At 57.7% G+C, this 22,509-nt stretch carries 22 protein-coding genes and 1 tRNA gene; 10 read left to right on the forward strand and 13 right to left on the reverse strand.

The features are described from left to right. Complete coding sequence (gene copA, locus EM595_RS05090) at window positions 1-2,532, reverse strand: copper-exporting P-type ATPase CopA (protein WP_067428534.1); 2,532 nt, start codon at window positions 2,530-2,532, stop codon at window positions 1-3. A 143-nt stretch (window positions 2,533-2,675) separates the two neighbouring features. On the opposite strand from copA, the gene cueR reads away from it, so the two are divergent. Next, on the forward strand, window positions 2,676-3,071 hold the full coding sequence (gene cueR / locus EM595_RS05095; RefSeq protein WP_067428536.1) for a Cu(I)-responsive transcriptional regulator: 396 nt from the start codon (window positions 2,676-2,678) through the stop codon (window positions 3,069-3,071). Between the two features lie 42 nt (window positions 3,072-3,113). Here cueR and EM595_RS05100 read toward each other — a convergent pair whose 3' ends face one another. From EM595_RS05100 to tesA, 3 genes are all read right to left on the reverse strand, one after another. Further along, the gene (locus EM595_RS05100; protein ID WP_067428541.1) at window positions 3,114-3,971 is read right to left on the reverse strand and encodes a co-chaperone YbbN; all 858 of its coding nucleotides are present in this window, start codon (window positions 3,969-3,971) and stop codon (window positions 3,114-3,116) included. Between the two features lie 80 nt (window positions 3,972-4,051). Beyond that, window positions 4,052-4,825, reverse strand: a complete 774-nt coding sequence (locus EM595_RS05105) for an SDR family oxidoreductase (protein ID WP_067428543.1) — start codon at window positions 4,823-4,825, stop codon at window positions 4,052-4,054. A gap of 31 nt (window positions 4,826-4,856) precedes the next feature. Beyond that, window positions 4,857-5,477, reverse strand: a complete 621-nt coding sequence (gene tesA / locus EM595_RS05110; RefSeq protein ID WP_067435188.1) for a multifunctional acyl-CoA thioesterase I/protease I/lysophospholipase L1 — start codon at window positions 5,475-5,477, stop codon at window positions 4,857-4,859. On the opposite strand from tesA, the gene ybbA reads away from it, so the two are divergent. Further along, on the forward strand, window positions 5,448-6,134 hold the full coding sequence (ybbA, locus tag EM595_RS05115; RefSeq protein WP_067435185.1) for a putative ABC transporter ATP-binding protein YbbA: 687 nt from the start codon (window positions 5,448-5,450) through the stop codon (window positions 6,132-6,134). The genes tesA and ybbA overlap by 30 nt on opposite strands. Then, on the forward strand, window positions 6,131-8,548 hold the full coding sequence (ybbP, locus tag EM595_RS05120; protein ID WP_067428546.1) for a putative ABC transporter permease subunit YbbP: 2,418 nt from the start codon (window positions 6,131-6,133) through the stop codon (window positions 8,546-8,548). The genes ybbA and ybbP overlap by 4 nt, the downstream gene beginning before the upstream one ends. 46 nt (window positions 8,549-8,594) lie before the next feature. Here ybbP and purK read toward each other — a convergent pair whose 3' ends face one another. The 4 genes from purK to ppiB all read right to left on the reverse strand — a co-directional run bounded on the left by purK (window position 8,595) and on the right by ppiB (window position 11,493). Continuing rightward, on the reverse strand, window positions 8,595-9,665 hold the full coding sequence (gene purK / locus EM595_RS05125) for a 5-(carboxyamino)imidazole ribonucleotide synthase (RefSeq protein ID WP_067428549.1): 1,071 nt from the start codon (window positions 9,663-9,665) through the stop codon (window positions 8,595-8,597). Continuing rightward, the gene (purE, locus tag EM595_RS05130) at window positions 9,662-10,171 is read right to left on the reverse strand and encodes a 5-(carboxyamino)imidazole ribonucleotide mutase (protein WP_067428554.1); all 510 of its coding nucleotides are present in this window, start codon (window positions 10,169-10,171) and stop codon (window positions 9,662-9,664) included. Before purE ends, purK begins: the two co-directional genes overlap by 4 nt. Before the next feature lie 123 nt (window positions 10,172-10,294). Then, window positions 10,295-10,999, reverse strand: a complete 705-nt coding sequence (locus EM595_RS05135) for a UDP-2,3-diacylglucosamine diphosphatase (protein ID WP_067428555.1) — start codon at window positions 10,997-10,999, stop codon at window positions 10,295-10,297. Further along, a complete protein-coding gene (gene ppiB / locus EM595_RS05140; protein WP_067428558.1) occupies window positions 10,999-11,493 on the reverse strand; it encodes a peptidylprolyl isomerase B in 495 nt (164 codons plus the stop codon). Before ppiB ends, EM595_RS05135 begins: the two co-directional genes overlap by 1 nt. Before the next feature lie 206 nt (window positions 11,494-11,699). Between ppiB and cysS the strand changes: the two genes are divergently transcribed. Beyond that, window positions 11,700-13,085: a cysteine--tRNA ligase gene (cysS, locus tag EM595_RS05145; protein ID WP_067428561.1), complete on the forward strand. Its 1,386-nt coding sequence runs from the start codon at window positions 11,700-11,702 to the stop codon at window positions 13,083-13,085. 107 nt (window positions 13,086-13,192) lie between these two features. Here cysS and ybcJ read toward each other — a convergent pair whose 3' ends face one another. Next, window positions 13,193-13,405, reverse strand: coding sequence for a ribosome-associated protein YbcJ (gene ybcJ / locus EM595_RS05150; RefSeq protein ID WP_067428564.1), 213 nt, complete (start codon window positions 13,403-13,405; stop codon window positions 13,193-13,195). Window positions 13,406-13,407: 2 nt separating this feature from the next. Beyond that, complete coding sequence (gene folD / locus EM595_RS05155) at window positions 13,408-14,274, reverse strand: bifunctional methylenetetrahydrofolate dehydrogenase/methenyltetrahydrofolate cyclohydrolase FolD (protein ID WP_067428567.1); 867 nt, start codon at window positions 14,272-14,274, stop codon at window positions 13,408-13,410. Between the two features lie 181 nt (window positions 14,275-14,455). Here folD and EM595_RS05160 point away from each other — a divergent pair. Beyond that, window positions 14,456-14,532 (forward strand) — tRNA-Arg (locus tag EM595_RS05160). 130 nt (window positions 14,533-14,662) lie between these two features. Here the strand turns inward: EM595_RS05160 and EM595_RS05165 are convergent. Next, window positions 14,663-14,923 carry a hypothetical protein gene (locus EM595_RS05165; protein WP_067428569.1) on the reverse strand — a complete coding sequence of 87 codons (261 nt, stop codon included), beginning with the start codon at window positions 14,921-14,923 and terminating at the stop codon, window positions 14,663-14,665. A gap of 366 nt (window positions 14,924-15,289) precedes the next feature. On the opposite strand from EM595_RS05165, the gene EM595_RS05170 reads away from it, so the two are divergent. After that, on the forward strand, window positions 15,290-16,708 hold the full coding sequence (locus EM595_RS05170; RefSeq protein WP_157883908.1) for a sugar porter family MFS transporter: 1,419 nt from the start codon (window positions 15,290-15,292) through the stop codon (window positions 16,706-16,708). Between the two features lie 304 nt (window positions 16,709-17,012). Here EM595_RS05170 and EM595_RS05175 read toward each other — a convergent pair whose 3' ends face one another. Next, the gene (locus tag EM595_RS05175; protein WP_067428575.1) at window positions 17,013-17,900 is read right to left on the reverse strand and encodes a LysR family transcriptional regulator; all 888 of its coding nucleotides are present in this window, start codon (window positions 17,898-17,900) and stop codon (window positions 17,013-17,015) included. Between the two features lie 213 nt (window positions 17,901-18,113). On the opposite strand from EM595_RS05175, the gene EM595_RS05180 reads away from it, so the two are divergent. The 4 genes from EM595_RS05180 (at window position 18,114) to EM595_RS05195 (ending at window position 21,527) form a co-directional block, all read left to right on the forward strand. Next, complete coding sequence (locus EM595_RS05180) at window positions 18,114-19,328, forward strand: MFS transporter (protein WP_157883847.1); 1,215 nt, start codon at window positions 18,114-18,116, stop codon at window positions 19,326-19,328. Between the two features lie 10 nt (window positions 19,329-19,338). Beyond that, window positions 19,339-20,367: an alpha/beta hydrolase gene (locus EM595_RS05185; protein ID WP_067428581.1), complete on the forward strand. Its 1,029-nt coding sequence runs from the start codon at window positions 19,339-19,341 to the stop codon at window positions 20,365-20,367. A 45-nt stretch (window positions 20,368-20,412) separates the two neighbouring features. Next, window positions 20,413-20,856, forward strand: a complete 444-nt coding sequence (locus tag EM595_RS05190) for a cyclophilin-like fold protein (protein ID WP_231938716.1) — start codon at window positions 20,413-20,415, stop codon at window positions 20,854-20,856. Between the two features lie 134 nt (window positions 20,857-20,990). Then, window positions 20,991-21,527, forward strand: coding sequence for a chorismate mutase (locus EM595_RS05195; protein ID WP_067428585.1), 537 nt, complete (start codon window positions 20,991-20,993; stop codon window positions 21,525-21,527). A 39-nt stretch (window positions 21,528-21,566) separates the two neighbouring features. On the opposite strand, the gene EM595_RS05200 is transcribed toward EM595_RS05195, so the two are convergent. Further along, the gene (locus EM595_RS05200) at window positions 21,567-22,136 is read right to left on the reverse strand and encodes a YceI family protein (RefSeq protein WP_067428587.1); all 570 of its coding nucleotides are present in this window, start codon (window positions 22,134-22,136) and stop codon (window positions 21,567-21,569) included. Window positions 22,137-22,509: the final 373 nt, after the last annotated feature.

Raw genomic sequence — 22,509 nt, forward strand, 5'->3', positions numbered from 1 at the left:
CTATGCTAGCGGTTTCGCTGGCGCTTTAACAGGCGCGGCAGGCGGCTGAAAACGTAACAGCCGGTTAGCGTTGCTGACCACGGTAACCGAAGAGAGCGCCATCGCTGCCCCGGCGATCACCGGGCTGAGCAGCGTGCCGGTCAGCGGCCAAAGCACGCCAGCGGCCAACGGAATGCCCAGGCTGTTATAGATGAACGCGCCCAGCAGATTCTGCTTCATGTTGCGCAGTGTTGCGTTGGCAATGGCCAGCGCGTCGACAACCGCATGCAGATCCTGGCGCATCAGGGTGATCGCTGCGGTTTCGATAGCGATATCGCTGCCGCCGCCCATGGCGATGCCGACATCGGCCTGCGCCAGCGCTGGCGCATCGTTGATGCCATCGCCGATCATCGCCACTTTCTTGCCCTGCTGCTGTAGCTGCACGATCGCCGCCGCTTTGCCGTCGGGCAGCACATCGGCAATCACCTCATCGATACCGGCCTGGCGGGCAATCGCCTCCGCCGTGGCACGATTATCACCGGTCAGCATCACCAGTTGATAACCAAGCTCACGTAAACGCGCCAGCGCCGCGGTGCTCTCTTCGCGCAGCGGATCGCGGATCTCCAGCAGCGCCGTGAGTTTACCGGCCAGCGCCAGCAGCACCGGCGTGGCACCGCGCTGGGCCATGCGGTCGATTTCTGCCTGCGCCGGGCCGATATCCACCTGCTGCTCAACCATCAGCGCCGCGTTGCCGAGTAAAATCAGCTGGCCGTCGAGTTCACCGCTGACCCCTTTCCCGGCATGCGTGCGGAAACGCCTGACCGCGGGCAGGGCGCCTTGCACATCGGCGGCGGCGATAATGGCGTGTGCCAGCGGATGGCGGGAACCCTGCTCCAGCGCCGCTGCCAGCCGCAGCAGCCGGGCATCGTCGCTCTGGCCGCTGAGATTCACCAGCTGGGTCAGGCGCGGTTTACCTTCGGTCAGCGTACCGGTTTTATCGAATACCAGCGTATTGAGTTGGCTGGCCTGCTGTAGCGCATCGGCATCGCGCACCAGAATGCCCAGTTCGGCCGCGCGACCGACGCCGGAAATAATCGACATTGGCGTGGCCAGCCCCAGCGCACACGGACAGGCGATGATCAGCACCGTGGTGGCGATGACCAGTGTGTAGACCATCTGCGGTGCCGGGCCAAAGAGATACCAGACGGCGGCACTGATCAGCGCAATGGCGACCACCACCGGCACAAACACCGCGGAAATACGATCCGCCAGCTGGCCCAGCGCCGGTTTGCTGCTTTGCGCCTGACGCACCAGCTGGATAATGCGCGCCAGAGTGGTGTTTTTACCGGTGGCCTGAGCGGTAAAAATCACGCTGCCATCCTGCAACAGCGTACCGGCATACAGCGTAGCACCTGCGGTTTTACGCTGTGCGGCGGCCTCACCGGTCAACATCGCCTCATCAAGCCAGCCTTCGCCTTCCACAATTTCGCCGTCGACCGGCACCCGATCGCCGGTTTTAAGGCGAAGTCGCATGCCGGTACGCACCTCGCTGACCGGCAGCGTTTCGTCACCGCGATCGGTAACCTGCTGTGCCGTCGCGGGGGTTAAATCAAGCAGGCGTTCCAGCGCCTGTGACGAGCGCGCCCGTGCCCGCTGCTCCAGCGCATGGCCAAGATTGATCAGACCAATAATCATCGCGCTGGCTTCAAAATAGAGGTGCCGCGCCTGCGGTGGAAACACATCAGGCCAGATTGCCACGCTCATCGAATAGAGCCAGGCAGCCGCGGTACCGAGCGCCACCAGCGTATCCATGGTGGCACTGCGGTTCAGCAGGCTGCGCCAGGCGTTGCGGTAAAAATGGCCACCGGCTATCACCATTACCAGCAGCGTAGCGACCCCGACCGTCAGCCAGCCGGTGCGGTTACTGCTGGTGAGCTGCATATTGTCGCCAAACAGGCCGTACACCATCAGCGGCACGCCCAGCGCCAGTGCCAGCGCTGACTGCCAGCGAAAGCGACGGGTAGCACGCTGCGCGCTCAGCTGCTGCTTTTCACGGCGGCTCTGATCGTCATCGACCACTTCTGCGTCGTATCCCGCCTGTTGTACCGCCGCGACCAGGCTCTGCGGCGACACCTCGCCGATCACCAGCGCGCTACGGTCGCCGAGGTTAACGCGCGCCTGCTGTACGCCGCTTACGCCTTGCAGCGCACGCTCAACCCGACTGACGCAGCTGGCGCAGCTCATGCCTTCAATCAGCAACTGATGACCATCCTGATCTGCCGGAAGCTCGCTGTTCTCCGCTGTCAGCGCTTCCGGCTGAGGTTCTGATTCTGGCAACGGATCAGCCTTTGGGTATGCAGGCACCGCGTGATAACCGGCCGCTTCTACGGTGGCAATCAGCGCCTCAACCGGTGCCTCGCCGCTGACCTGCGCATCGGTGATCGTGACCTCGGCATGGGTCACGTCATCGCGCTGTTCAAGCGCCTCTTTAACGCGTTTAACACAGTGGCCGCAGGTCAGGCCCTCTAACGCCAGTGATATTGTCTGTGACATAGCTATCGCTCCTGTGAGGCCGGTTTGACCCGGCAGAAAATATCGATTAGTTATAGAGCGTAAACCTTCCATCAAGGGGAAGGTCAAGTGTCTGCTCCCGACAACGCACAATTTATTCAGCTCAGAACAACGGAACACACAGTATGAACATCAGCGATGTGGCGAAGAAAACTGGCTTAACCAGCAAGGCGATCCGTTTTTATGAAGAGAAAGGGCTGGTCACGCCGCCGCTGCGCAGTGAGAACGGCTATCGCAGCTATACGCCACAACATATCGAAGAATTAACCCTGCTACGGCAGGCGCGGCAGGTGGGATTTAATCTGGAGGAGTGTGGCGAGTTAATCAGCTTATTTAATGATCCTGCGCGTCACAGCGCCGATGTTAAAGCGCGTACGCTGCAAAAAGCTGCCGAAATTGAAGCGCATATCACTGAATTACACGCGATGCGCGAGCGCTTGCTGGCGCTGGCAGCGGTGTGTCCGGGCGACGACGGCGCCGAATGCCCGATCATTAAACAGCTTGCCGGTGGCTGCCGTTAAGCCGGGCAGAACAGCGGGCCGCGGAAACGGCCCGCGTCGCACTCAGTAGAGCAACGAGTAAAGCTGACGACGGTACTTAGCCGCCAGCGCATCGCCGGTGCCCAGCGCCGCGAGGATCTCCTGCAGCATCTTGCGCGCCTGGCCATCTGCCGCGTTAAGATCCTTCTTCAGGAAGCCCATCAACAATTCCAGCGCCTCTTCATTACGGCCAACATGATGCAGCTGTAGCGCCAGCTTGGCGGCCAGATCGGCATTGTCCGGCTGCTCGCTCATTTGCTGTTGCAGCTGCTGGATTTCCGGCGTATCGGCGGCCTGCTTCAGCAGATCGATCTGCGCCATCAGGCTCTGATAACGGGTGTCCTGATCCTGCAAAGGCACCGCGGCCAGCACCGTTTCCGCTTCGTCGCTGCGGTTCAGCGTGATCAGCACTTCGGCCAGCAGAAAGCCGATCTCCGATGCCTGGTTGCTCAGCTGCCAGGCCTCTTTCAGCAGCGGCAGCGCCTCCAGCGGCTTGCCTTCCTGCATCAGCGCCATCGCTTCCTGCGCTTTCATCTCTTCTTCGCGCGGCAGCACTTTTTCCAGCAGCGCACGAATCTGCTCTTCGGGCTGTGGCCCCTGGAAGCCGTCAACCGGCTGACCATTCTGGAACAGATACACGGTAGGAATCGCCCGCAGACCAAACTGTGCGGCAACCGCCTGTTCGGCATCGCAATCGAGTTTAGCCAGAATAAACTGCCCGGCATACTGCTGCGCCAGACGCTCCAGCACCGGCGTTAACTCCAGGCAGTGTTGACTACGCTCAGACCAGAAGTAGAACAGCACCGGCAGCTGCATCGACTGCTCAAGCGTCTGCTGCAGGTTGGTTTCATTGATATTGATAATAGTGGCTTGTGGTGACATGAGTGAGTCTCTCAGGCTGATGACTGTGTAACGATATGGGGATGGAATAGCCCGCTTCAAGTTCAGTGCGTTACCGCAGTTTAGTGGCCACGCAGAATACGATCCAGCATCCAGCCCGGCAGCAGGCGTTTGAGGATGGTCATCGCGTGCGCCACCAGCGTAACCGGATAACGCAGCCGGGGATGCGAACTCTCCAGCGCATGACGTAATTTCGGTAAAATGGCCTCTGGCGGCAGGGTAAAGCGGGCGGCGATACCGGGATTTTGCACCGGCTTATCCTGCTGTGCCTGGCTGACATTATCGGTAAAGCGGGAGTGAATCGGCCCGGGCTCGATCAAGCTAACGCGAATACCGTAGCGGCGTTGCTCCATTCGCAGCGCATCAGACCAGGCTTCCAGCGCATATTTGCTGGCAGCATAGGCACCACGGCCGGGCGTGGAGATCAGTCCCAGCACCGAGCTGGTGTTGATAATGCGGCCATTGCCGCTGGCCTGTAACGCCGGCAACAGCAGCATGGTCAGCTGATGCGTGCCGAAAAAGTTGGTCGAGAACTGCTGCTCCAGCTGCTGGCGGGAAAGGTGCGCCAGCGGCCCATAAACGCCAAATCCGCCGTTATTAAACAGGCCATGCAGGCAGTTATTGGTCAGGGCGATCACCTGTTCCGCCGCCCGGCTCACGCTTTCGGCATCGTCCAGATCGAGTAAAATGCCGCTAAAGCCTTGGTGTTCCATGCGCGCAACGTCATCGGGTTTACGGCAGGCGGCCAGCACGTGGTAACCACGCGCCTGTAAATCCATGGCGGCCGCCAGGCCAATACCGCTGGAACAGCCGGTAATCAGTACTGATTTTTGCATAACTTTACCTGTCGTCGATCACGGTTATCCGTTACTCGTGTTTTACTAATGGTGCCAGTTCCTGCGCCATTAGCCCGCTAATAAAGGGCTGCGCCGCCGGATTGGGGTGAATCCCATCCTGCTGCATCCATTCTGGCTTAAGATAAACCTGCTCCATAAAAAACGGCACCAGCGGAATGGCGTACTCTTTAGCCAGCGCCGGATAGATGCCGCTGAACGCTTCAGTGTAGCGACGGCCATAATTAGCGGGCAGACGCACCTGCATCAGCAGCGGTTTGGCATCTGCCGCTTTGACCGTGGTAATGATCTTACGCAGGTCCTGCTCAATCTGCTGCGGCGAAAAACCGCGTAGCCCGTCGTTGCCGCCCAGCTCAATCAGCACCCATTGCGGACGATGTTGCTTCAGCAACGAAGGCAGGCGTGCCAGCCCCTGTGTGGCGGTATCGCCGCTGATGCTGGCATTCACCACCGCAGGTTTTTTTTGCCACTTTTCATTCAGCAGTGACGGCCAGGCCGCCGTGGCTGACATGCGATAGCCGGCGCTCAGGCTGTCGCCAAGAACCAGCAGGGTATCTGCCGATACGCTGCGTGCAAATACCAGCAATAACAACAGGAAAGGGAAATGCCAGCGGAAAACATTGTTGAAGTTCATGGTCTTAGTAAGTCCGTAGGTCAGGGAGAGCATCAGTTAACCATCCTTACCGGAGTTGAGCTGGTTGTCAAACCGGCTGAAACCATCGCCCTGATTGGCGAGTCGGGTTCGGGTAAATCAACGCTGTTGGGTATTCTGGCCGGTCTTGACGACGGCAGCAGTGGCGAGGTGAACCTGTTTGGTCAGCCGCTGCATAACATGGATGAGGAGCAGCGCGCCGCGTTGCGTGCCAGCCAGGTGGGCTTTGTTTTCCAGAGTTTTATGCTGGTGCCGACTCTCAACGCGCTGGAAAATGTCCAACTGCCGTCGCTGCTGCGTGGTGACGGTGAAAAGCAGAGTCGTCAGCAGGCCACCGAATTGCTGACGCAGCTCGGGCTGGGCAAGCGGCTGCATCATCTGCCCGCGCAGCTTTCCGGCGGTGAACAGCAGCGTGTGGCGCTGGCGCGCGCCTTCAGTGGCCGTCCGGGGCTGCTGTTTGCCGATGAACCCACCGGTAATCTCGATCGCAAAACCGGTGAACATATTGTCGATCTGCTGTTCAGCCTCAACCGCGATACCGGCACCACGCTGATTCTGGTGACCCATGATGAGCAACTGGCGGCGCGCTGCGACCGTCGTCTGCGGCTGCGTGACGGCAAGCTGTGGGAGGAAGCATGATCTGGCGCTGGTTCTGGCGCGAATGGCGCTCGCCCTCGCTGCTGATTGTCTGGATGGCGCTGACGCTGGCGGTGGCCTGCGTACTGGCGCTGGGATCGATCAGCGACCGCATGGAAAAAGGCTTAACCCAGCAAAGCCGTGATTATATGGCGGGCGATCGCACCCTGAGCAGCAGCAGCGAAGTGCCCGCCGCATGGCTGCAGCAGGCGCGGGAAAACGGCCTGCAGGTGAGCCGTCAGCTAACGTTTATGACCATGACCTTTGCCGATCAGACGCCACAGCTCGCCTCGGTGAAGGCGGTGGACGACAGCTATCCGATGTTTGGACAGCTGCAAACCGATCCGCCGGGTCAAAAACCGCAGGCGGGCACGGTGCTGGTGGCCGCCCGATTACTGGCGCTGCTCAATCTGAAAACCGGCGATGCTATTGATGTCGGCGATGCCACGCTGAAGATTGCCGGTGAAGTGATTCAGGAGCCGGATGCCGGGTTTAATCCCTTTCAGACAGCGCCGCGGCTGCTGATGAATCTCAGTGACGTGGCAAAAACCGGTGCCGTTCAGCCCGGCAGCCGCCTGACCTGGCGCTATAAATTCGCCGGGGATGCGCCGCAGCTGGCTGCCTATGACGCGTGGCTGCAGCCAAAGCTGAAGCCGGATCAGCGCTGGACCAGCGTTGATAACGCTGACGATGCGCTGGGCCGCTCAATGCAACGTGCCCAGCAATTCCTGCTGCTTTCGGCGTTGCTGACGCTGATGCTGGCGGTGGCCGCGGTGGCGGTGGCGATGAGCCACTATTGCCGCAGTCGTTACGATCTGGTGGCGATCCTGAAAACCCTGGGTGCTGACCGCGCCGCTATCCGTAAGCTGATCGTCGGCCAGTGGCTGGCGGTGCTGCTGCTGGCTTCCGTCGCTGGCGGGCTGCTGGGCAGCGGGTTTGAGCAGATTCTGATGATCATGCTGCGGCCGGTGCTGCCCGGCCAGCTGCCCGCCGCCAGCCTCTGGCCATGGGTGTGGGCGATCGGCTCGCTGTTTGTGATCTCGCTGCTGATTGGCCTGCGTCCTTACCGGCTGCTGTTGGCTACCCAGCCGTTGCGTGTGCTGCGCCGCGACATCATCGCGCAGGTCTGGCCGCTGAAAATATACCTGCCGGTGATGGCGATAATTGTGGTGACGCTGCTCGCGCTGCTGGTTGGCGGCAGTAAGCTGCTGTGGGCGCTGCTGGGCGGCATTGTGTTGCTGGCGCTGCTGCTTGCCGCGCTGGGGTGGGGCAGTTTGCTGTTGCTGCGCCGCGTGTCGGTTCGGCATCTGGCGCTGCGTCTGGCGATCAATCGTCTGCTGCGTCAGCCGTGGACCACGCTCAGCCAGCTGGCCGCCTTCTCGCTGTCGTTTATGCTGCTGGCGCTGCTGTTGGTGATGCGTGGCGATCTGCTCGATCGCTGGCAGCAGCAGCTGCCTGCCGACAGCCCGAACTATTTTTTGCTCAACATGACCGCCGATCAGGTGCCGCAGGTGCAGGCGTTTCTGCAATCGCATCAGGTGAAAGCCGAGCCGTTTTATCCGGTGGCGCGCGTGCGGCTGACCGATATCAATGGTAAAGCTGCCGATCCGGGGCTGGATAACGCCCTTAACCGCGAGCTGAACCTCACCTGGCAGCGTGAACGCCCCGATCACAATCCGTTGGTGGCGGGCGAGTGGCCACCAAAAACCGGTGAAGTGTCGATGGAAGCGGAGCTGGCGGGAAGGTTGGGGGTGGGTCTCGGTGACAGCCTGACCTTTACCGGCGATACCCAGCAGTTCACCGCGAAAATCAGCAGCCTGCGCAAGGTTGACTGGGAGAGCCTGCGGCCTAACTTCTTCTTTATTTTCCCGCCGGGCGCACTCGACGATCAGCCGCAAACCTGGCTGACCAGCTTCCGTCTGGAGAATAATCCGCCGCTGCTGGCGCAGCTCAACCGGCAGTTTCCAACGCTCAGCCTGCTCGATATCGGCAGCATCATGCGGCAGATTGGTCAGGTGCTGGCGCAGGTGAGCCAGGCGCTGGAGATCATGGTGGTGCTGGTCACCGCCTGCGGTGTGCTGTTGCTGTTAGCGCAGATTCAGGTTGGCATGCGCCAGCGCCGTCAGGAGCTGGTGGTGTGGCGCACGCTGGGCGCCGGTAAAAAGCTGCTGCGCGGCACGCTGTGGTGGGAGTTTGCGCTGCTTGGCGGCGTCTCCGGCATTGCGGCGGCGATTGGCGCGGAGGCGGCGCTGTGGGGATTACAACGCAAGGTGTTTGATTTCCCGTGGGAGCCCGATCTGACGCTGTGGCTGGCGTTGCCGCTGACCGGCGCCATCCTGCTGTCGCTGTGCGGCGGCTGGCTCGGCGTACGACTGCTGAAAGGCAAGGCGCTGTTCCGGCGTTTTGATGGCGCATAAAAGAAGGGCCGCTAGTGCGGCCCTTTTTCATCTGCATCCGTGGCGATCAGCCATTAAGCTGCTGCTGCGCCCAAATGATGCCAGAAGCGTATTCCGCTGGCAGCAGCGGTTGTAGCGCCGCCAGTGCCGCAATCAGCGTGGCGGTATCGTTGTTGCACAGGTTCAAATGGCCCACCTTGCGTCCTTCACGTACCGCTTTCTCATACCAGTGCAGATGCACCAGCGGCTGCGACAGCCAGTCAGCATTCAGATCGGTGCCGATCAGGTTGATCATCACCGACACCGCACCGATCGCGGGCGTTGGCATCGGTAAATCGAGAATCGCCCGCAGATGTAATTCAAACTGGCTGATGGAGGCACCATTCTGCGTCCAGTGCCCGCTGTTATGCACGCGCGGCGCCAGTTCGTTAATCAGCAAACCCTGCGGTACCACAAAGCATTCCATCGCCATCACGCCGACATAATCGAGCTCCTGCAGAATAGCGCCCAGCATGCGCTCGGCTTCCTGCTGCAGCGCGTCATCAGCCTGAGGAAAGGCGACGCTGGCGCGCAGAATGCCTTCTTCATGCAGATTATGCGTCAGCGGATAAAACACGGTTTGCCCGGCACGATTGCGCGCGCCCACCAGCGACACTTCACCGCTGAAGGCGATGCCTTGCTCAACAATACATTCGCCGTAGCAGTCGTCGGGCAGGCTGTCGGCGCTGTCAGCGCGTAGCCGCCACTGACCACGGCCATCGTAGCCGCCGGTGCGGCGTTTAACGATCGCCAGCTCGCCTAAGGTGGCAAACACCTGCGGCCACTCGGTTTTTGCAGCCAGCAGCTGCCACGGCGCGGTGGCGAGACCAAGACGGTCAAGCAGCTGCTTCTGCGTCAGACGATCGGCCAGCTGCGGGAAAATATCGCGGTTAACAAAAGCGGGATGACGCGCCAGTTCGCGGGTCAGCGCGGTTTCCGGCCAGCGCTCAATCTCAGCGGTAATCACGCTTTGCTGAATCGGCAGGCTGTCCGGCTCGGCGTCGAGCCCGACCGGATAAACGGCGATGCCCAACGGTTCACCCGCCTGGCGCAGCATGCGTCCCAGCTGGCCGTTGCCCAGTACGCAAACTGACTTCATGCCTCCTCCCGCGGATCCGGATGGCTCAACACCTCATCGGTTTGCGCCTGGCGCCAGTTCTGCATGCGTGTCGCCAGTTCAGCGTCGTGCAGCGCAAGAATCTGCGCCGCCAACAGCGCCGCGTTAGCCGCGCCCGCTTTGCCAATCGCCAGCGTACCGACCGGAATACCGCGCGGCATCTGCACGATGGAGTAGAGGCTGTCGAGGCCGCTCAGCGCTGCGCTCTGCACCGGCACGCCCAGCACCGGCACCAGCGTTTTGGCCGCAATCATGCCCGGCAGGTGCGCCGCACCGCCTGCGCCCGCAATAATCACCTGAAAACCCTGGTCAGCCGCCTGTTCGGCAAAGCTGAACAGCTTATCCGGCGTACGGTGTGCTGACACCACTTCGGTATGAAACGGGACGTTAAGCGAGGTGAGGATTTCCGCAGTAAATTGCATGGTTGCCCAGTCACTTTTTGAACCCATGACGATGGCGATACGGGCCGGGGCGGCGTTGGATGACATGCGGTCAGCTCCTGTCGAGTGAAATCAATGCATACGTGCGCAGCGGCACAGGATTTGAAGGGCACCGAGAATAGCATGTCATGCCCGCAAGGAAAACGGTTGCGTCGCCGTAAAACGGGCAATTTAGAAGGGAAATTCCACTAGTCTGATGCCGCTGGCGTCCAGCACGATCATCGATCCCCGTTCATGCCAGGCGCCGAGCACCGCGCGTTCGCCCTTGGCGGAAACGTGTACGGCAGGGCGATGGGTATGACCGTGAATCAGCAGACTCACCTGATGACGTTGCATCGCCTCCTGCACCGCGGCTGCATTCACATCCATGATCGCCTGCGATTTATGCTGATTGGCCTGCTGGCTGTCGGCGCGCATACGCGTGGCCACTTTTTGTCGCAGAAACAGCGGCAGTGCCAAAAACAGCGTTTGCAGCCAGCGCTGATGCACTTTACGGCGGAAACGTTGATAGCCTTGATCATCGGTACACAGCGTGTCGCCATGCATGATCAGCACGCGATGACCGTACGCACTCAGCACCTGCTCTTCCGGCAGCAACTGCATGCCGCTGGCGCGGGCATAGCGTTTGCCGAGCAGGAAATCGCGGTTACCGTGAATAAAATAGACCGGCAGCGGCAGGGCGCTCAGCGCGGCGGCTACCTGCGCATGCAGCGGATTGGGATCGTCGTCACCAATCCACACTTCAAACAGGTCGCCAAGGATATAAAGCGCATCGGCCTGATGCGCTTCTCGCTGCAAAAAATGCAGAAAACCGGCAGTAATTGCCGGTTCTTGCTGACACAGATGGATATCTGCGATGAAGAGCGTGCGCGACATTACTCGCTGACGATCACTTTCTGGATCACCACGTCTTCTTTTGGCACATCCTGGTGCATGCCGCTGCGGCCAGTTTTCACCGCTTTGATAGCGTTAACCACGTCCATGCCTTCAACCACTTCGGCAAACACGCAGTAGCCCCAACCCTGCAGACTTTCGTCGCGGAAGTTCAGGAAGTCGTTGTCTGCCACGTTGATGAAGAACTGCGCGGTCGCGGAGTGTGGCGCGGAAGTACGTGCCATCGCCAGCGTGCCCACGGTGTTTTTCAGACCGTTGTTGGCTTCGTTGCGGATTTCGTCTTTGGTCGCTTTCTGCGTCATGCCCGGCTCAAAACCGCCGCCCTGAACCATGAAGCCATTAATCACGCGATGAAAAATGGTGTTGTCATAAAAGCCTTCACGGCAATAATCCAGGAAGTTTTTGACGGTCGCAGGGGCTTTGTCATCAAAAGTCTTGATCACGATGTCGCCGTGATTAGTCTGGAAGGTAACCATAATTTCGTCCTGTTCAGTATATTTGTCAGTGCCGGCGGCGGGTGAATCCTGCCTGCCATTTAATAGACGTTTCTTATATCACAATTTGCTATGACACGTCAGCCCACCGCGCGCGCGCCTTGCTTTACATCGCGCGAGCGTGAAAAATACGGCACAATATCAAATTCATATTTGTTAACCCGCACACGTAAAAACGGAATGTCTCAATGCTAAAGATTTATAACACCCTGAGTCGTCAGAAAGAGGAGTTCAAACCTATTCATGCCGGTAAAATTGGCATGTACGTGTGTGGCATTACCGTTTACGACCTCTGTCACATTGGTCACGGCAGAACCTTCGTGGCCTTTGATACCGTGGCGCGCTACCTGCGTTACTGCGGCTACGAGGTCAACTACGTGCGCAATATCACCGATATTGATGACAAGATCATCAAACGTGCCAATGAAAACGGTGAAAGTATTTACGATCTGACCGATCGCATGATCGCCGAGATGCACGCCGATTTTGCCGCGCTGAACATTCAGCCGCCGGACGTTGAGCCACGGGCAACGCAGCATATCAGCGAGATCGTCGAGCTGGTGGAAAAGCTGATTGCGCGTGAGCACGCCTACGTTGCCAGCAACGGCGACGTGATGTTCTCGGTGGCCAGCGATGCGGATTACGGCGTGCTGTCACGCCAGGATCTGGAGCAGCTGCAGGCGGGTGCCCGTGTTGAAGTGGCGGATGTTAAGCGCAACGCGATGGACTTCGTGCTGTGGAAAATGTCCAAGGCGGACGAGCCGGGCTGGCCGTCGCCGTGGGGCAAAGGGCGTCCGGGCTGGCATATTGAGTGTTCAGCGATGAACTGCAAACAGCTGGGCGAACATTTCGATATTCACGGCGGCGGTTCCGATCTGATGTTCCCGCACCATGAAAACGAGATTGCACAATCGACCTGCGCGCACGACGGCCCGTACGTCAACTACTGGATGCACTCCGGCATGGTGATGGTGGATCGCGAGAAGATGTCTAAATCGCTCGACAACTTTTTCACCGTGCGTGACGTGCTGGCGCATTATGACGCTGAAACCGTGCGCTATTTCCTGATGTCTGGTCACTATCGCAGCCAGCTTAACTACGGCGAAGATAACCTGAAGCAGGCGCGTGCGGCGCTGGAACGTTTATATACGGCGCTGCGTCAGACCGACGCTCAGGCTGCGGTAGCGGGTGGAGAAGAGTTTGAAGCCCGTTTCCGTGCGGCGATGGATGATGATTTCAATACGCCGGAAGCCTATTCGGTGCTGTTCGATCTCGCGCGTGAAGTGAATCGTCTGAAAAGTGAATCACCGGAAGCGGCCAACGGCCTGGCTGCGCGTCTGCGTCAGCTCGCGGGTATCGTTGGGTTGCTGCAACAGAATGCGGAAAGCTTCCTGCAAAGCGGCGCGCAAAACAGTAATGATGAAGTGGCGGAGATCGAAGCGTTGATCAAAATGCGTAACGACGCGCGTCAAAGCAAAGACTGGGCGCAGGCCGACGTGGCACGCGACAAGCTCAATGCGCTTGGCATCATTCTGGAAGATGGCCCGCAGGGCACCAGTTGGCGTCGTAAGTAATCTGTAATAAAGGCGCCTTCGGGCGCTTTTTTTTGGCTTGTTGAGTGGTTCAGAACGGTAAAAGAGGTGGTGGGGAAAAGCATTGCCCTCCGCAGAGGGCAGGGCAATCAGGCAACAACGGTCACGCTGTTGTCGGCAAAGCTCACCGTCTGGCCCGCTTTGATTTTGCAGCGCTTGCGGGTTTCCACATTGCCATCGACGGTAACGTGGCCTTCCGCGATCAGCGATTTGGCCATCGCGCCGCTTTCCACCCAGCCTTCCAGCTTCATTAAGTCGCACAGATCAACGTGCTCGTGTTTGTCTAAAGAAAAAGTCGCCATTGTTAAGCCTTTGCTCCATCGTGATATTCTTCGCACGCCTGCAGCGTGTTCTGGATTAGCGTCGCCACGGTCATCGGGCCAACGCCGCCCGGTACGGGCGTAATATAGGCGGCGCGCGCTGACGCCTGTTCGAAATCAACGTCGCCGACCACTTTACCGCTCTCAAGACGGTTAATACCGACATCAATCACAATTGCGCCGGGTTTGATCCATTCGCCGGGAATGAAGTTAGGTTTACCTACTGCCACAACCAGCAAATCGGCATGTTCAACGTGATGGCGCAGATCGCGGGTAAAACGGTGCGTGACGGTGGTGGTGCAGCCCGCCAGCAACAATTCCATGCTCATTGGGCGCCCAACGATATTAGAGGCGCCCACCACCACGGCATTCAGGCCGTAGGTATCGATATTGTAGCGCTCCAGCATCGTGACGATACCGCGCGGCGTGCAGGGACGCAGCTTGGGCGAACGCTGACAAAGGCGGCCGACGTTATAAGGATGAAAACCATCTACATCTTTATCGGCGGCGATGCGCTCCAGCACCTTAACGTTGTCGATACCGGCGGGCAGCGGCAGCTGAACCAGAATGCCGTCGATTTCACCGTCAGCATTCAGGGTATCGATCAGTTCCAACAGCTCCGCTTCGCTGGTGGTAGCAGGCAGATCGTAAGAGCGGGAGATAAAGCCAACCTCTTCACACGCACGACGTTTGCTGGTGACATAGATTTGTGAGGCAGGATTTTCGCCAACCAGCACCACTGCCAGACCGGGCGCGCGTTTGCCTGCGCTCAGACGCTGCTGAACTTTTTCCGCAACCTCTTGACGCACCTGCTGCGCAATCGTTTTACCGTCAATAATTTTTGCTACCATCAGAGAGGAAATCCACTGTGTTGAGTTGAAACGGGGGAGTTGCGCCTATTCTGGCAGAAGCGGTGGCGTCTGTCAGGCATTGAATTATCTGAAGTTGCGCAGAACTTCAGCATCAGGAGCGCCAGCGGCGCAAAAACGTTGACTCACCGGTCGCTGACCGTATAATTCGACCCAACTCCATGCGCCCTTAGCTCAGTTGGATAGAGCACCGGCCTTCTAAGCCGTAGGTCACAGGTTCGAATCCTGTAGGGCGTACCAATACTTTTCAATAAATTACTGCCATCCTCCAGTTTTCCAGCCCTTCACCCATTGCAACTAAACATCACCAACATATCTTCCTGAACCGCTATTATCTAAGCCCCGCTTTCACGAGGCTCTGTGATCTTTTCTATTCAATCGGCTCAGGATGGTGCAGATCGATTGCGTCGTCGATCTCATTGCTGGCCGCGTGCCTGTCGAGTGCAACGGCGTATATTTTACCCCGGCAGTAGTGCTTGTTAACCGCAACACGATGGTTATCAGTATTCGGGATGACGTTGCCCGCAGAGGTGTGCAGGGGCGGGGTAATCACTAATTCATCTTCAAGGGTGTCTGCGTCGATAATGCGATCGTTACCGTCGCTGGCAAGTAGCAAATGCTGAGTAGGCATGTTGTTCCTCCTGTTGATCAATGAGAATGAGTGAGTCATCAGGAAATTGTAGCGCAAGGTACCGGTCCTGGCAGAAGTCTGGTCTGGGCTAAAAGCCATGATGCCAGACAGCGTTTCGCTTGAACTGGCGTAATACATAGCGAATAAGCATCGATAAAAACCACTTCCGCAGCCAACGCGTTATCCCGTCGTCAACCCTGTCCCACCTCGCTTTACGCTTCGCGGGCTAAGCGTTTGCGAGCCGCGTCACACTTCGCGCCGCTTTAGCAGAATCGTCCATGGCAAGCAGGCGATCCCCCTAATGCCTTACCGCCGCCGTTTTGTATCCTGCTGAGACATTACATGCTGAATAGGCGGAGCTTAATGATGTCTCATGTAAACCAGACAATAAATTTCCAAACTCAACACCGGCAAAAAGTACGACGCATGAACCTGTTTGTCTCCATATCCGCGGCGCTGGCCGGGCTGCTGTTTGGCCTCGATATCGGGGTGATATCGGGAGCGTTGCCGTTTATTACGCAGCATTTCAGCCTGACCAGCCATCAGCAGGAGTGGGTGGTGAGCAGCATGATGCTGGGCGCGGCGGGCGGGGCGATCTGCAATGGCTGGGTCTCACACCGCCTGGGCAGAAAATATAGCCTGATGGTGGGCGCGGTGCTGTTTATTCTGGGATCGGCGGGCTCGGCGTTCGCGACCAGCGTAGAGTTTCTGCTGATGTCGCGCGTGTTGCTTGGCGTGGCGGTGGGCATCGCATCTTACACCGCGCCGCTTTATCTCTCGGAAATGGCCACGGAAAACGTCCGCGGCAAGATGATCAGCCTGTACCAGCTGATGATCACCTTTGGTATCGTGCTGGCGTTCCTCTCGGATACCGCCTTCAGCTACAGCGGTAACTGGCGCGCGATGCTGGGTATCCTGGCGCTGCCCGCGGTGATTCTGTTTGCGATGGTAATCTTTTTGCCCAACAGCCCGCGCTGGCTGGCGGCAAAAGGGTTACACGTTGAGGCGGAAGAGGTGCTGCGCATGCTACGCGATACCTCTGAAAAAGCGCGTCAGGAATTGAATGAAATCCGCGAAAGCCTGCGCATGAAGCAGGGCGGCTTTGCGCTGTTTCGGGCGAATAAAAACGTTCGCCGCGCAGTGTTTCTTGGCATGCTGTTGCAGGGCATGCAGCAGTTTACCGGCATGAACATCATCATGTATTACGCGCCGCAGATATTCAAAATGGCGGGATTCCAGAGCACGCAGGAGCAGATGCTGGCCACGGTGATCGTCGGCCTGACCTTTATGTTTGCCACCTTTATTGCCGTGTTCACGGTGGATAAAAGTGGCAGGAAGCCGATTCTGAAAATTGGCTTTGCGGTGATGGCTTTTGCCACGCTGGTGCTGGGCTGGTGCCTGATGAAAGCGGGAGAAGGCGAGATCTCAACCGGCCTGTCATGGGTGTCGGTGGGCATGACCATGCTCTGCATTGGCGGCTACGCGATGAGCGCCGCGCCGGTTGTGTGGATCCTCTGCTCAGAGATTCAGCCACTGAAATGCCGCGACTTCGGTATTACCTGTTCCACCACCACCAACTGGGTCGCCAACATGATTATCGGCGCCACCTTTCTGTCGCTGTTGGGCAGCATTGGCGCGGCAGGAACCTTCTGGCTCTACACCGGTTTTAACCTGCTGTTTATCGTCGTGACCTTTCTGCTGGTGCCGGAAACCAAAGGCGTGACCCTCGAACACATCGAAAAGAACCTGATGGCCGGCAAGAAACTTAAAGACCTGGGAAGCTGATTTCTTCCCCAGACGATGGCAGGCAGAAGATGTTCTGCCTGCCATCATCTCAATAAAAAATGCGCGCCATGATGCGGTTTATTGATCGCGTGCTGATTTATTCAAGGCGTCTTCTCAACGTCTTAAGTTATTCATCCGATATACAAACAGTTAATCAGCAAACGGAGCCGATGATGCAGATTAATAGCCGCTAATGTTGCGGCGTGTTGAGATCTGAAATCGAACTCAGAAAGCGTGACGCCATTGCCCATATGTAAACCGCTGTTCTGTGTAGCCACGCGGCCTGGATCCCTCGGTAAATCAGTTATTTTAATCGTAGCGCCTCAAGCACCAGTGAGAACGCCGGTGAAGGCTGCTTTCTGCTGGGATAATAGAGGTAATAGCCTGGAAAAGGCGCGCACCAGGCTTCCAGTACGCGAATCAAACGTCCTTCCTCAATGTGTGGCGCAAACTCCTCTTCCGGTAAAAAGGCGATTCCGGCCCCGGCCAGCGCGGCATGCACCACCGGTTCGGAAGTATTAAAAATCAGCTGCCCTTTAACCCGCACGTTGAGATCGCCACCGTCCTGATCGAAATCCCAGACGTAAAGCCCGCCAGAGCTGACCATGCGCTGATTAATACACTGATGTTGCGTGAGTTCGTGCGGTGTCTGTGGCGCCGGGAAACGCGTGAAATAGTCGGGTGACGCCACCGCTGCCATGCGCAGTGGGCCGCCAATCGGTAAGGCGATCATATCTTTGTCGATGGTGTCGCCAAGCCGCACGCCCGCATCAAACCGGTCGGCAACAATATTGCGGAAGCCGTGGTTGGCATCAAATTCCAGCGTGATATCGGGATAGTTTCTCAGCAGCGGCAGCAACCTTGGCAGCAGCGTGGCGCGCAGCACATCGGGGCCACAGGTGATGCGCACCGTTCCGGCAGGCTTGTCGCGCAGTTCGGTCAAATTATCCAGCTCTGTTTCAATCTCATCAAAACGATCGCCAATGGCATTCAGCAACCGTTCACCGGCGGTAGTCAGCGAGATGCTGCGCGTAGTGCGGGTAAGCAGGCGAATCTGCATGCGGTTTTCCAGCCCGGATATCGCCTGGCTAAGCGCAGGCTGAGTGACCCCCAGCCGCGCCGCAGCGCGGGTAAAGCTGCCCTCGCGCGCGACGGTAACGAAAGAGATCAGATCGTTATAGTTACGTTTCATCCTTCTGTCCTGTCCACTATTTATAAGTTCTACTTATAACCGCATTAAGTATTCATTAGCTAGTCAGGCGGCATTAAACGCGTACAATTTCTGCAATCCCACCGCAGTGCGCAGGTCGTAATAACGTACCGCCTGCTGATAACCCATTGATTACGTCGTTTTTATTCTGCGAATAAAAATGCGCCCCCGGCTTGCCTGAATTTGCAGGTCGGGATGAATAAGGAGACTGGTTTGACAACGCTTTCTGAACACGAATCTACCCGCCAGCCAGAAGCCCGCTGGAGCGCGGTGATGGCAATGACGCTGTGCGTTTTTGCGCTGGTGGCCTCGGAATTTATGCCGGTCAGCCTGCTGACGCCGCTGTCGCGCGATCTGGGTGTCAGCGAAGGCCTCGCAGGGCAGGGCATTGCGATTTCTGGCGCGCTGGCGGTGTTAACCAGCCTGTCGATTTCGCGGCTGGCACGCAATCTCGACCGCAAAATGCTGCTGCTGGGCATGACGCTGCTGATGGCACTTTCCGGCGGCATCATTGCCGTGGCGCCTAATTACCTGACTTACATGGCTGGACGCGCGCTGATTGGCGTGGCGATTGGCGGCCTGTGGTCGATGTCCGCGGCGATGGCTATCCGCCTGGTACCGGGCGACAAGGTGCCGCTGGCGCTGGCGATTTTTAATGGGGGCACCGCACTGGCAACGGTCATCGCTGCGCCGCTCGGTAGCTATCTCAGCAGCACCATTGGCTGGCGCGGTGCCTTCCTTTGTCTGGTGCCGGTGGCGCTGATGGTTTTCATCTGGCAGTGGATCAGCCTGCCAGCCATGGCGGCGGATAAGCCTAATCCACGCGGCGGCAGTCTGTTTAGCCTGTTGCGTAATCCGCTGGTGGCGGTTGGCATGGCGGCCTGCGGCCTGTTCTTTATGGGCCAGTTTGCGCTCTTCACCTACGTGCGTCCGTTTCTGGAAACGGTGATTCACGTCAGCGCGACCGGCTTATCACTCACGCTGCTGGTAATTGGCGTGGCGGGCTTTATCGGCACCTTGCTGATTGGCTGGTTTTTGCGCCGGGGATTTTACCTGACGCTGGTGCTGATCCCGCTGTTGATGGCCACCATCGCGGTATTACTGATCGCCGCCGGGCATAGCACCCTCACCGCTACGCTGCTGCTGGGCCTGTGGGGATTGATCGCCACCGCTGCGCCGGTCGGCTGGTGGGCGTGGGTGGCGAGAACGCTGCCCGATAACGCCGAGCAGGGCGGCGGATTGATGGTTGCCGTGGTTCAGCTGTCGATTGCGCTGGGATCGACCCTTGGCGGCGTCGCCTTCGACCATACCGGCTATCAAAGCACGTTTGTTATCAGCGCAGCGTTGCTGCTTATCGCTGCCGCACTGACTTTTTTCGCCTCACGGCGAGATTCTTTCACTGACCACTGAGAAACTGACCATGAAAAAATATACCCTGCTGTTCGGATTGATGATGAGCGCGTTTGCCGTCAGCGCTGCTGATATGTCTCGCGGTGCAGATAACTTCTATAAAAGCGCCACGGTTAGCCAGCAAAAAGTGACCTTTGTAAATCAGTACAATATGCGCGTGACCGGCAATCTGTTTATGCCGAAATCGATGGACCGCAACGCCAAACATGCGGCGATCATTGTCGGTCATCCGATGGGTGCGGTGAAGGAGCAGAGCTCAAACCTCTATGCGCAGAAGCTGGCGGAGCAGGGCTTTGTCACCCTGGCGATTGATCTGTCGTTCTGGGGGGAAAGCGAAGGCCAGCCGCGTAATGCCGTTTCGCCTGATATCTATGCGGAAGATTTCAGCGCCGCGGTGGATTATCTCGGCACGCAGGCTTTTGTCGATCGCACCCGCATCGGCGTGCTGGGCATCTGCGGCAGCGGCAGCTTTTCCATCAGCGCGGCAAAAATCGATCCGCGTATGAAGGCCGTAGCCACCGTCAGTATGTATGACATGGGTTCGGCTAACCGCAACGGGCTGAATCACGGCCTGTCAGTGGAGCAGCGTAAGAAAATCATCGCCGATGCTGCCGGGCAACGCTATGCGGAGTTTACCGGTGGCGCAACCCGCTACACCAGCGGAACGGTACAGAAGATCGATGCGAATTCGTCGCCGATTGAGAAGGAATTTTATGACTTCTATCGCACGCCGCGCGGTGAGTTTACGCCGAAAAACGCCTCGTCTCTGCACACTACGCAGCCTACGCTGACCAGCAACGTGAAGTTTATGAATTTCTATCCTTTCAACGATATCGAAACCATTTCACCCCGGCCAATGCTGTTTATCACCGGCGATCAGGCACATTCTAAGGAGTTCAGCGAGGATGCTTACCAGCGCGCCGCAGAGCCAAAGGAGCTCTATATCGTGCCGGGCGCAGGCCATGTCGATCTCTACGATCGCACCGATCTGATCCCGTTCGCTAAGCTCTCGCAATTCTTTAAAGATAATTTGAAATAGTCATCATGGCCGCTGAAAGGCGGCCTTTTTATTAAGGCGAGCTTCATGAACACCCGTCCGCTTATCGCGCTGTTGTTGGCGACTCTCATTGGCTATCTGCACGTCAGCCAGGCTGAAGCTGAAACGGCGAAGGAACATCCCATGAATATTACTGTGCAGATCGATCGGCAACATTTTACCCTGACGCTGAATGACAGCCCGGCCGCTCGCGCTTTTGTTAACAGGCTGCCGCTAACGCTGGATATGGCTGAACTCAACGGCAATGAAAAATATGCCGACCTTGCCGAAGCGCTGCCGGAAAATCCCGTGCGCCCTGGCCATCTGCGTGCTGGCGATCTGATGCTCTACGGCGATAAAACCCTGGTGTTGTTCTATAGCCGTTTTGATTCCGGCTATCGTTATACGCCGCTGGGCAGAGTCGATAATCCTGTTGGCCTGGCGCACGCCGTCGGCAACCAATCGGTCAGAATACACTTTGCTGTGAAATAACCCGGCAGACTGGCAGCGGTAACATTTGCCACATTACGCCATCAAAAGTTACATCCTGTGAGTAATCAAATCACCGGGATGTCTTATCACTGACGTAGATTAAGGACTCCTTTCTTCTCAGAGGCTGACACACTATGTCGTATCTTCCGCTGTTTCTCTCTTCTCTGCTGCTTTGCAGCTGTGCCGTTGCCGCCGCGCCGCCGTCACTTGACTCCCTTTCCACCGTTTTAAATCAGCGCATGCTGTTGATGAAGGAGGTTGCCACCTGGAAAGCGGAACATCATCTGCCGGTTGAGGACCTGCCCAGAGAGCAGGCGGTGCTGAAAGAAGCGCGTGAAAAAGCCGCGGCGGCGGGTCTGGCGCCACAGTCGGTGGATCCGTTTATGCACGCCCTGATGAATGCCGGTAAGGCGATTCAGTATCGCTACCTGGCGGACTGGCAGTCGTCGCCAGATGGGGCTCATCATGCGGTGGATTTAGCCGTGCTGCGCCAACAGATTATTGCGCTCGACAGCCAGCTGTTGCAGGCACTGCATCAACGTTTGCAGGCGGGGGCGTTTGCCGATGAGGATATCATGTGGCTCTCAGCGCAGCTGAATGTGCCGAACCTGAGCGCGGAAGACAAGAAGGCAGTGCTTGCCAGCCTGCGGCTGATTCGGCTCGGCACCTGAGAAAAGCACAGGCCGCTGTTGAGGCGGCCTGCACACAGATTAAGGCATTGATGCTCTGCGAGCCACAATGGTCAATGCAATATCGACGTGATCGTCAACGATACCCACCAGCCGATCGACATTAAACGCTGACCGTGAAATGCCGGTGGTGGCATGCATCGCCAGCTCCGGTGCGGCGTCGATCTCGCCCGCATCGAGTGTCGCTTCCATTACCACCGGACGCCGCACATCCTTCACCGTCAGCATGCCAAAAATCCTGAATTTGCCAGCGCCCAGCGCCACCACCCGGCTACTGCTGAAGAAAATCCACGGATAGCGATCCGCCGCAAAGAACATGTCGCTTTTTAGCTGGTGGGTCAGCAGCGCATTAGAGGCCACCAGCGTCGCCAGTGGAATTTTTACCTCAATATGGTCGTCGCGGTCATCCTGCGGATTGAGGATCACGGTGCCGGTCACGCCCTGCAGATGCGCCTGAGAAAAGCTATGGCCAAACGCCTGCCATGACAGGCCGATGGCGGTTTTATCGGTCGCGATCGTCCAGGTCAGCGGCGCGGCAACCAGCAGTGGGCTGGTGAACAGCAGGGTAAACAGCAGCAGGTAACGGATCATCGATGGTCCTTGGTGTCACAGCGCAGGGTTAAGCGGCTGCCCGCTTATTTTTTTATCCCTCCGCATGTCATCAACGCGGCAAAAAATAGCGCGGGCGGGGATGCAATAAACTGGCAGTTGCCCCGGTAATAAGTCAATAAAGCCCCGTCGTTTTTTACGTAACACATTACGTCGGTAAACACAGAAAATAACCGGCGTGCCTGTTGATATAATAATGCGAATGATAAACGATTGCGAATGAGAAGCCGGTATTATATTAGGGCTATTATTTATCCGGTAAGTCATAAGAAGGGTAAGCAGCAAGCTGTTATCGGCGGCGATAATTATTACTTTAGCGTTATTTTTCCTGGCTGAATTTTGCGGCTTTTAATTA

The organism is Duffyella gerundensis (assembly GCF_001517405.1).
GTDB classification, from domain to species: domain Bacteria; phylum Pseudomonadota; class Gammaproteobacteria; order Enterobacterales; family Enterobacteriaceae; genus Duffyella; species Duffyella gerundensis.

Coding starts and splice junctions, on each gene's coding strand:
- copA (WP_067428534.1), bottom strand. CDS start 2,532: ATGTCACAGACAATATCACTGGCGTTAGAGGGCCTGACCTGCGGCCAC.
- cueR (WP_067428536.1), top strand. CDS start 2,676: ATGAACATCAGCGATGTGGCGAAGAAAACTGGCTTAACCAGCAAGGCG.
- EM595_RS05100 (WP_067428541.1), bottom strand. CDS start 3,971: ATGTCACCACAAGCCACTATTATCAATATCAATGAAACCAACCTGCAG.
- EM595_RS05105 (WP_067428543.1), bottom strand. CDS start 4,825: ATGCAAAAATCAGTACTGATTACCGGCTGTTCCAGCGGTATTGGCCTG.
- ybbA (WP_067435185.1), top strand. CDS start 5,448: ATGCCAGCGGAAAACATTGTTGAAGTTCATGGTCTTAGTAAGTCCGTA.
- tesA (WP_067435188.1), bottom strand. CDS start 5,477: ATGAACTTCAACAATGTTTTCCGCTGGCATTTCCCTTTCCTGTTGTTA.
- ybbP (WP_067428546.1), top strand. CDS start 6,131: ATGATCTGGCGCTGGTTCTGGCGCGAATGGCGCTCGCCCTCGCTGCTG.
- purK (WP_067428549.1), bottom strand. CDS start 9,665: ATGAAGTCAGTTTGCGTACTGGGCAACGGCCAGCTGGGACGCATGCTG.
- purE (WP_067428554.1), bottom strand. CDS start 10,171: ATGTCATCCAACGCCGCCCCGGCCCGTATCGCCATCGTCATGGGTTCA.
- EM595_RS05135 (WP_067428555.1), bottom strand. CDS start 10,999: ATGTCGCGCACGCTCTTCATCGCAGATATCCATCTGTGTCAGCAAGAA.
- ppiB (WP_067428558.1), bottom strand. CDS start 11,493: ATGGTTACCTTCCAGACTAATCACGGCGACATCGTGATCAAGACTTTT.
- cysS (WP_067428561.1), top strand. CDS start 11,700: ATGCTAAAGATTTATAACACCCTGAGTCGTCAGAAAGAGGAGTTCAAA.
- ybcJ (WP_067428564.1), bottom strand. CDS start 13,405: ATGGCGACTTTTTCTTTAGACAAACACGAGCACGTTGATCTGTGCGAC.
- folD (WP_067428567.1), bottom strand. CDS start 14,274: ATGGTAGCAAAAATTATTGACGGTAAAACGATTGCGCAGCAGGTGCGT.
- EM595_RS05165 (WP_067428569.1), bottom strand. CDS start 14,923: ATGCCTACTCAGCATTTGCTACTTGCCAGCGACGGTAACGATCGCATT.
- EM595_RS05170 (WP_157883908.1), top strand. CDS start 15,290: ATGTCTCATGTAAACCAGACAATAAATTTCCAAACTCAACACCGGCAA.
- EM595_RS05175 (WP_067428575.1), bottom strand. CDS start 17,900: ATGAAACGTAACTATAACGATCTGATCTCTTTCGTTACCGTCGCGCGC.
- EM595_RS05180 (WP_157883847.1), top strand. CDS start 18,114: ATGAATAAGGAGACTGGTTTGACAACGCTTTCTGAACACGAATCTACC.
- EM595_RS05185 (WP_067428581.1), top strand. CDS start 19,339: ATGAAAAAATATACCCTGCTGTTCGGATTGATGATGAGCGCGTTTGCC.
- EM595_RS05190 (WP_231938716.1), top strand. CDS start 20,413: ATGAACACCCGTCCGCTTATCGCGCTGTTGTTGGCGACTCTCATTGGC.
- EM595_RS05195 (WP_067428585.1), top strand. CDS start 20,991: ATGTCGTATCTTCCGCTGTTTCTCTCTTCTCTGCTGCTTTGCAGCTGT.
- EM595_RS05200 (WP_067428587.1), bottom strand. CDS start 22,136: ATGATCCGTTACCTGCTGCTGTTTACCCTGCTGTTCACCAGCCCACTG.